We start from the raw sequence: 235 nt of genomic DNA on the forward strand, positions 1-235 counted from the left end.
GCCATTCAGGGTAAAGGTGCCCGCCGAGTTCCCCCCGACGTTGATCACCTGAATGCCGTTGATGTTCTTCGCCCCGTCCCCGCCGATATTGCTGACGCTGACCGTGCTGGAGCCTGACGTATCCCCCGTCACCACCAGCCGGTCGGTGGCGGCGTCATCCCCGGCCAGCACGGTATTCAGGGCGACGTTACCGCCGTTGCCCACATAGTTGCCGTTGATGATGAAATCGCTGTAG

Annotated in this window: 1 protein-coding gene; it reads right to left on the reverse strand. The window is 62.1% G+C overall.

What is annotated here, in order from left to right; translation table 11 throughout:
• On the reverse strand, positions 1-235 hold a 235-nt coding region (locus WG891_RS26830), incomplete at both ends, for an autotransporter outer membrane beta-barrel domain-containing protein (RefSeq protein ID WP_337274595.1).

This window comes from Serratia sp. MMO-28, from assembly GCF_037199905.1.
GTDB classification, from domain to species: Bacteria; Pseudomonadota; Gammaproteobacteria; order Enterobacterales; family Enterobacteriaceae; genus Chania; species Chania oryzae.